General features: G+C 40.8%; 5 protein-coding genes and 9 tRNA genes. 6 read left to right on the top strand and 8 right to left on the bottom strand.

The genetic code is table 11. The features are described from left to right. Positions 1-146: 146 nt before the first annotated feature. The 4 genes from NQT65_RS19855 to NQT65_RS19840 all read right to left on the bottom strand — a co-directional run bounded on the left by NQT65_RS19855 (position 147) and on the right by NQT65_RS19840 (position 712). Positions 147-222, bottom strand: a tRNA-Glu gene (locus tag NQT65_RS19855). An 85-nt stretch (positions 223-307) separates the two neighbouring features. Then, positions 308-383, bottom strand: a tRNA-Glu gene (locus NQT65_RS19850). A 141-nt stretch (positions 384-524) separates the two neighbouring features. Then, positions 525-600: transfer RNA gene (locus NQT65_RS19845), tRNA-Glu, on the bottom strand. Between the two features lie 36 nt (positions 601-636). Continuing rightward, positions 637-712: transfer RNA gene (locus NQT65_RS19840), tRNA-Ala, on the bottom strand. 949 nt (positions 713-1661) lie between these two features. On the opposite strand from NQT65_RS19840, the gene NQT65_RS19835 reads away from it, so the two are divergent. The 6 genes from NQT65_RS19835 to NQT65_RS19810 all read left to right on the top strand — a co-directional run bounded on the left by NQT65_RS19835 (position 1662) and on the right by NQT65_RS19810 (position 4532). Continuing rightward, a tRNA-Val gene (locus NQT65_RS19835) sits at positions 1662-1737 on the top strand. Positions 1738-1882: 145 nt separating this feature from the next. Continuing rightward, positions 1883-1958 (top strand) — tRNA-Val (locus NQT65_RS19830). A 49-nt stretch (positions 1959-2007) separates the two neighbouring features. Next, positions 2008-2083 (top strand) — tRNA-Val (locus NQT65_RS19825). A 33-nt stretch (positions 2084-2116) separates the two neighbouring features. Next, positions 2117-2192, top strand: a tRNA-Val gene (locus tag NQT65_RS19820). 45 nt (positions 2193-2237) lie between these two features. Then, positions 2238-2313: transfer RNA gene (locus NQT65_RS19815), tRNA-Val, on the top strand. Positions 2314-2891: 578 nt separating this feature from the next. Beyond that, entirely contained in the window at positions 2892-4532 is a 1641-nt protein-coding gene (locus NQT65_RS19810; RefSeq protein ID WP_138685621.1) for a response regulator, read from the top strand. A 56-nt stretch (positions 4533-4588) separates the two neighbouring features. Here the strand turns inward: NQT65_RS19810 and msrB are convergent, their stop codons facing one another. The 4 genes from msrB to ligA form a co-directional block, all read right to left on the bottom strand. Then, positions 4589-5029 carry a peptide-methionine (R)-S-oxide reductase MsrB gene (gene msrB, locus NQT65_RS19805; protein ID WP_064384881.1) on the bottom strand — a complete coding sequence of 147 codons (441 nt, stop codon included), beginning with the start codon at positions 5027-5029 and terminating at the stop codon, positions 4589-4591. Between the two features lie 294 nt (positions 5030-5323). Then, on the bottom strand, positions 5324-5764 hold the full coding sequence (locus NQT65_RS19800; RefSeq protein ID WP_055018776.1) for a hypothetical protein: 441 nt from the start codon (positions 5762-5764) through the stop codon (positions 5324-5326). A gap of 11 nt (positions 5765-5775) precedes the next feature. Beyond that, positions 5776-6282, bottom strand: a complete 507-nt coding sequence (locus NQT65_RS19795) for a DUF2919 domain-containing protein (RefSeq protein WP_004588866.1) — start codon at positions 6280-6282, stop codon at positions 5776-5778. A gap of 9 nt (positions 6283-6291) precedes the next feature. Next, the gene (gene ligA / locus NQT65_RS19790) at positions 6292-8310 is read right to left on the bottom strand and encodes an NAD-dependent DNA ligase LigA (protein WP_256851907.1); all 2019 of its coding nucleotides are present in this window, start codon (positions 8308-8310) and stop codon (positions 6292-6294) included. Positions 8311-8338: the final 28 nt, after the last annotated feature.

The following is an 8338-nucleotide window of genomic DNA, read 5'->3' as shown; positions in this document are numbered from 1 at the left end:
TGCTATTTCTAAGTAAGATGAGACCGAGCCTGCGAGGCGAATGGCATTATCTTCTCAAAAACGTTTTCTGTGTCACTAGGACAACTGAATGGTTTGACTCGTTTCAGACGAGTTTTTAATAACACTAACCTACTATAAATAGTAAGTGGCGTCCCCAAGGGGATTCGAACCCCTGTTACCGCCGTGAAAGGGCGGTGTCCTAGGCCTCTAGACGATGGGGACACTAAAAAGTGTCACTAGGACAACTGAATGGTTTGACTCGTTTCAGACGAGTTTTTAATAACACTACCCTACTATAAATAGTAAGTGGCGTCCCCAAGGGGATTCGAACCCCTGTTACCGCCGTGAAAGGGCGGTGTCCTAGGCCTCTAGACGATGGGGACACTAAAAAGTGTCACTAGGACAATTGATAAGTTTAACTCATATCATGAGGTGCTAAGGTAATACGTTTAATACACATAAAGACTCGAGCTTTAAGTGCTACGCTATTCTCTTGGTAAAACCACGCCTAACTATTTGTTAGATGGCGTCCCCAAGGGGATTCGAACCCCTGTTACCGCCGTGAAAGGGCGGTGTCCTAGGCCTCTAGACGATGGGGACACAGAAAACTGCTACCCTAGGACATGCACAAAGATTTGGTGGAGCTATGCGGGATCGAACCGCAGACCTCTTCGCTGCCAGCGAAGCGCTCTCCCAGCTGAGCTATAGCCCCAAACCTTTTAATACCTAACGTGTTTAACACGTTGTGTATCGCTGAGTGCGGGGCGCATTCTATGCACCCCCCAAAATAAAGTCAACAGTTTTTTATGCCACTTTATTTAAATGGTTTAATTTTCAACAAACTGGCTATCAGACATGCAAAAAAATACAATTTCGACAAAATTCGGCCTGTACTTCATCTCACAGTACTATAAACAGGTTAATTATCTATTTATACCTCGTTGATGAAGTAATAATGTTTAACATAAAAGGTATACATTTATATGCAAATTGAGTTGGGGTTAAAAAAGTACTAAAACCAAGGCTAAACCCCGTATTTAAGTGTGTTATTAAAATGCGAGGGCTCTATTCGATAACCTTATTATTAAATGCTCAACCCTTCCCTTTTTAAGTTGCTTGTACAAACATATAAAAATTGAAGTGAATTAGGCCGTCGTTAAAAGTGCTAGCAAATAATTCGTGCTGTTTTTAAACACTATGTTCCAGTTTGGGTAATAGGCTCTATTTTGTTGTCATTGTGCCAAAACCCATGGCGTTAATTAAAGTTTATTCGCACTAATGGCAATACAGATAACTGCTTATGCCCTTACCCCTTTAAAAAGTACCGTATACCAGTTCAATAATTTAAAACCTTATATAGTCATAAATCTTCTTTTTGATAAAACGTCACGCGTACTGTATCAATTTCAACATCGCCTTTTATTAGCTTATTTAAGCAATGCTTTTTATTGCAAGTAAAAATAAGGCAGTCACTTAGCTCAGATTCAGCTGTTAATTTACCCTAACAACTTAAATTTGATGATAAAGTAAACGCCAACCACCCTCCACTGTTTATAAAACCTTCATTCAGCACATTTTTATCATTCAAGTGTTGACACATTTGCAACTCTATCTATAATAGCGCCCCACAACAACGCAGCAATGTAATGTTGTTTAGATGTGGGTGATTAGCTCAGTTGGGAGAGCATCGCCCTTACAAGGCGAGGGTCACTGGTTCAAGTCCAGTATCACCCACCACTTTATTAAGTGTACACATCTAAAATTCTATATGAGTTGTTAACTCAGTTAGAAAAGAGAGCGTCACTGTTTTTAGTAAAAGAGGGTGAGGTTCACTGGTTAAAGTCCAGTACTATTATTAATAGTAGCGTTTTAATTTATATGTGGGTGATTAGCTCAGTTGGGAGAGCATCGCCCTTACAAGGCGAGGGTCACTGGTTCAAGTCCAGTATCACCCACCACATATAAAGCCTATTATTATATTAATAGTCGCGTTTTAAAATTTAATATGGGTCGTTAGCTCAGTTGGGAGAGCATCGCCCTTACAAGGCGAGGGTCACTGGTTCAAGTCCAGTACGACCCACCATTCTTAGAATGGTGCATATTAAATATATAATTTGGGTGATTAGCTCAGTTGGGAGAGCATCGCCCTTACAAGGCGAGGGTCACTGGTTCAAGTCCAGTATCACCCACCAAATTATACTAAACGTTAAATTGATAAAGTCATACCTATTATATGTGGGTGATTAGCTCAGTTGGGAGAGCATCGCCCTTACAAGGCGAGGGTCACTGGTTCAAGTCCAGTATCACCCACCACATATAAACACTTCAAAATACCTAAGTTAAAAACTTCCAAAAATATCACTCTTAATTTGTCTTTTGCAAAACGATTAATCTATACGCTATAAAATTATATAAAGGTAATTAACTCAGTTATAAGAAAAAGAGAGCATCGCTGTCCTTTACAAATAATGGCGAGGGTCACTGGTTTAAGCCAAGTAATCACCCACCACATATAAACATTTCTAAAGCATCTAAACTCTTCTTAATAATTATTATAAAAATCCTATTTGGGTAATTAATCTAGCGGTAAGAAAAAGAGAGCATCGCCGTCCTTTACAAATAAAGGCGAGTGCCACTGGTTCAAGTCCAATATCACCCGCCACGTACAAACACTCCACAAAAACCTAAATTATTTTAACTATTATTTAGAGCTGCTTTTTACCTATTAATTAAACATTGATTTTAAATCGCTAAGGCCAGGATAATATGAAGCCATCTAAACGTATGAAAATAACTTAATCTTCTAATAACCTCGGCTAATAGTTAAATTCCCTTGTAAGCAGCTAAACTGTTGATTATAGTCTGTGATAAATCAAACAACATGTAAGCCAATGCCAACTAAGATCTACGCCAAAGCCAAAATACTGATAGTGGAAGAGCAGCCCCTCGCTCAAAGCTATATGAAACAGTCGCTAGAAAGGCTTGGCTTTCGGCAATTGCACTTTGCCGATCATGCAATTGCAGCAAAAGAGCAATGTTTGGTTGAGCAATTTGATTTAATTGTATGTTCATTTAATTTAAGCAAACACCAAGACGGCTACCAACTCTACGAAGAACTCCGTGTTAAGCAACTGATAAAAAACTCCACCGCGTTTATTTTTATTTCTGCAGAAACCAGTGGTGCGCTAGTGCATAGCGTTTTAGAGCTTCAACCCGACGACTTTTTGGTAAAGCCATTTACGGTACAAGAGTTAAAAACGCGGATTGAGCGTATTCTAAAACGTAAAAATGAGCTTCAGAGCATTTATACATTAGTAGATGATGGCAACGACTCTAAAGCAATAAAAGTAATCGATGCTGCTTTAAATAAAAAAAACAATATATACAGCCCTATCCTCCTTCGCTTAAAAGGAGATGCACTGCTTAGGCTAAACCGCAGTGAAGAAGCTAAAGACTTTTTTACCTCGGTGCTAGACATACAAAAATTTGCCTGGGCTAAAGTTGGTTTAGTAGAAGCCCTGATTGCTAATAATGAGCATATTCTTGCTCAACGCATGTTAAAAACCATGCTTGAGCGCCATGAAACACGTTTAGTTGCACTGGATTTACTCGGCCGATTAGAAATAAAACTAAACCAATTTGAATTGGCACAAGATTTTTTAAGCCAAGCAGTCGATATCGCACCACGTAACATCCAAAGACAAAAATCGTTAAGCAATGTTTCGTTAATAAACCACGATTACGAAAAGAGCTATTTAACCCAAAAAGACATAGCCAGCTATGCGCGTCATTCTATTCATGACAGCCCCGACATCTATCTCAATGCTGCCCGTGCCGGTATAGACTTTGCTTTAACCACAGATCAAACAGACCAAATACAACGTATTTCGCGTCAAACTAATAAATACATAAATGATTTAAAAAAGCAGTTTCCTAACAACGCAAATCAATCTCAAATTGATGTACTTAATGCGCGTTTACACTATTTAAAAGACGAGCACCAAAAAGCCAAGCGCTTGATAGAGCAACTTGATGACGACGATACGTTAATACGCTCTGTAGATGGGGCACTTGATAAAGCAAAAGCGTTTCACGAGCTGGGTTTTCATCAAAAAGCACAAACATTATTTAACCAAATAATTAGCCATTGTAAGCGCCACCCCAATATGAGTGATACAACTTACCTGCGTTACATTCAACAGCAGCAAAGTGAGCGTCGCGATATTAAAATGGGCCCTAAAGAGCTTAACAACCATGCAGTAACTCAATTTAATAGAGGGCAATTAAATACGGCGTTAGAGGCGTTTACGCAAGCATTTAGAGTAATGCCGCGTAACCCAAGCATTGCGCTTAATTTATTACAGTGTTTGTTTGATTCGACAAAACAAAAAGGCGGCACTTTTAACTTGGTTATTGCTAAAAAGTGTTACGCCCTTTTGAGTAATTCTACACTGCAGCCAGATCAGTCGCAGCGATTAGATAAAATTTTGCATATGGCAAAAGAAATGAAACTCGATATTCAATCCCCCTAGCGCTAACTAGCGGCTAAAAATAGCTGTTTTATCTAGATTGAAGGCTAACTATATAATTAAAGCTTTTTCATTGCAGCGGCATTTACACAATAGCGCAAACCTGACGGTGCTGGTCCATCAGGAAAAATATGCCCTAAGTGTGCATCACACACATTACACACCACTTCAACGCGCTGCATACCATGGCTTAAATCGTTCACATAACCAATTGCATCGACAGTTGCAGGCTGCGTAAATGATGGCCAGCCTGTGCCGCTATCAAACTTTTCATCGGCATCAAAAAGTAAATTATCGCAGCATACACACGCGTATTTACCCGGTTCTAGTAATGTGCAACTTTGTGAGCTGTGTGGGCGTTCTGTGCCCTTTTTACGTGCCACATAATATTGCTCATCACTTAGCATTGCCTGCCATTGCGCGTCTGTTTTTACAACCTTTTCGCGTGGCGTAGGATTGCCATTATTCGCAAAATTTATAACATCATTCCAAGTAAGCATAGTAGCCTCCTTCGGTATTAATAAGTGATTAGGGTCTGTTGATCTTTCAAGGTTAAATTTGCAGCAGTCTGTTTGGTATTTAGGCAAGGCAGAGCCTATGCAGTGTGGTTATTCCCCATAATTGGGCGATAACGTAGCATTAATGCCAAACAGACGCTGCCCAACGGGTTCTTCCTAGGGGCTATTTACTCTTTGTTGCTCAGCTTTTACTTAGCCCACTAGGTTACAAACTTCGCGCCGCGATTAAATAGCCCCTAGTTTGAACAAACTTTAATCCGCAAAGTTCAACAGCCCCTAACTAAAGCGAATAGTTTGCTTTTCGTGATCTGAAAGTATGCGCTTCATGTAGGCGTCTATGTCATTTTTTTGTGCGGGTAAACTTACACTAAATTGTCGCTCGTTATTGCTATGAATAATAAGCTCATCGTTCTTACTTTCTATATGTTCAATGTTGCCAATAACAAGCCATTGCGGGCCAAATTTTTTATCAAAAAAACCTGCCAAGCTAAATAACATTAAGTGCTGTGCATCGCGCTGAATAAAATTATCAAGCGTATTGCGCTTTTTAAAGGCGGGTGTCAGCCTGTAACAACACGAACAAAACACAAATAACCATAATCCTATTACGGCAGAAAACCAAATATGATCAGTTAACGATGTAAACAACACCAAAGCGCCTAAAATAATGCCAATACCAAGCACTACAAGGGCAATTTTTTTATTAATGTTATCCATTTAGCTCCCTTTTATTTAGCGTTTTTATCATCTGCTTTTTCGGTAGGCTCTGGCCAATCGTTAAAAAACACCTGCAAATAACGACTCTTTGCCAAGTACCACATTACCCAAAACACAATCACCATTTGCACAGCTAAAAATAGTGAAAACCTGTAATGACTATGTGCAGCTTGTATTGTTAACCAGCTTAAATCAGTTATTGCGCACACCAGTAACGGCCAGCGCATGTAGCGCCACACCATCGCTAAACGCGCACTTTGCTGATGAGAGTCGCGCGGTCGTCTTAAGCAAAATAAAAAAGTGGGCACTATCGCAATAGCGCCAATCGAAATTGCGATAAAAAAATCGTTTTTAGATTTAAAAAATAGCGACATTAAATCAAGCTCAGGGCGACGACTCAGCGCCGCTATAACCCAAATAAAATACGCACGTAGTAACACCAATAAACTTAGATGAAATGCAATTGGCGTACGGTAGCTTCCGTATTTATCCCAGTACTCGGGTCCATATCGGCTCATTTTACTACCCTAAGCATTGTACTTATCAAACAGTGCAATTAAGTCGTCTTCGCTAAGTATGTCTATGCCTAAATCTTGTGCTTTAGTTAATTTAGAGCCGGCTTTTTCGCCCGCCACCAATGCATCTGTTTTAGCCGACACACTACCGGCTACTTTTGCACCTAACTGTTGTAAGCGTGCTTTAGCATCGTTTCGGTTTAAAGTATTAAGAGTGCCAGTTAATACATAGGTTAGCCCAGCTAAGGGTTGCTCATCCTCTGAAGGCGGCGTTAGCGCTGGCCAATTAATACCTTGTTCAATTAAAGCATTAACCACATCTACATTATGTTGCTCATCAAAAAAGCCTCGAACATGAGTTGCTACAATAACGCCTACATCGCTCACTTGTGTAAGGCTTTCAATACTTGCTTGGGTTACCTTTTCAAGTGTTAAAAAATGATTTGCTAAGTTTTGCGCTGTGGCCTCGCCTACCTCACGAATACCCAGCGAATATAAAAACTTTGCAAGCGTAGTTGTTTTTGCAACTTCAAGCGCATCCACTAAGTTTTTAGCCGACTTAGGGCCCATACGCTCAAGTGACTCAAAGTGACCTTGTTTTAATATAAATAAATCTGCGGGGGTTTTTACCAGCTCTCTATCAACCAGCTGATCAACTATTTTGTCGCCTAAGCCATCTATATCAAGCGCTTTGCGTGATGCGAAATGCTTTATCGCTTGTTTACGCTGAGCTTGGCACACTAAGCCACCGGTACAACGAGCCACGGCCTCGCCTTCTACTTTTTCAACGTGTGAGTCACAAATGGGGCAACTGGCAGGAAATACAATGTCGCGTGCATCATCTGGGCGGCGCTCAAGTACTACTTGTGTAATTTGCGGAATAACATCGCCGGCGCGGCGTATAATTACTGTATCGCCTACCTTTACGCCTAAGCGGGCTATTTCATCGCCATTGTGCAGCGTTGCGTTTGATACCGTAACACCGCCTACAAATACAGGCTCTAAACGCGCTACCGGCGTTATAGCGCCTGTGCGGCCAACCTGAAATTCTACATCAAGTAACTGGGTTATTTCTTCTTGCGCAGGAAACTTATAAGCAATTGCCCAGCGCGGTGCACGTGCAACAAACCCTAAACGCTCTTGTAAGGCTTTTTGGTTTATTTTAATTACTACGCCATCAATTTCATATTTAAGCTCACTTCTGCGCGTTAAAATATCACTGTAGTAATCTAAAGCCGCTTGCGTACCTTCAACTAACTTTGTTTCTGGGCACAGCGGTAAACCCCAATCAGTTAATTTTGCCAATTGTTGGTAGTGATCCTCAGGGATTATGCCATCGGCCACCAGCCCTGTGCTATACGCATAAAACATTAGCGGGCGCTTAGCGGTAATTTTTGAATCAAGCTGGCGTAGACTACCTGCGGCTGCATTTCGAGGATTTACAAATACTTTTTCGCCTCGTTTTTCGGCTTCGCTGTTTAGTTTTTCGAACCCTGCGCTATCCATAAATACTTCGCCACGTACTTCAAGCTCTGCTGGGTAATCGCCACGCAGCTTAAGGGGCACATTGCGGATTGTTTTTACATTTTGTGTGATATTCTCGCCAGTAAAACCATCGCCACGAGTTGCGGCCTGCACAAGCACGCCGTCACGGTAAATAATCGACACAGCCAAGCCATCTAACTTGGGCTCACAACAAAAAGTGAGCTCATCTTGGCTCATTAAACGCTCTTTAATGCGGCGGTTAAAGGCGCTAAATTCTTCTTCACTAAAGGCGTTATCAAGCGATAACATAGGCACTTGGTGAGCAACTTGTTCAAATTTACTCAGCGCAGCGCCTCCTACCTTTTGAGTGGGTGAGTCTGGCGTTAAAAATTCTGGGTTTTCTCTTTCAAGGGCGCTTAACTCGCGCAATAGTCTGTCGTATTCTGCATCAGGAATACTGGGTGTATCAAGGACATAATAATTGTAGTTGTGTTGCTCTAACGTACTACGAAGATGATTAATTTGCTCACTAATGCTGCTAGACATTTAAACCTCAAAAAACATAAAAAAAGCC

Origin of the sequence: Pseudoalteromonas agarivorans, assembly GCF_024518735.1 — a bacterium.
GTDB classification, from domain to species: Bacteria; Pseudomonadota; Gammaproteobacteria; order Enterobacterales; family Alteromonadaceae; genus Pseudoalteromonas; species Pseudoalteromonas atlantica.
This window is presented reverse-complemented; position numbering and strand designations above follow the sequence as displayed.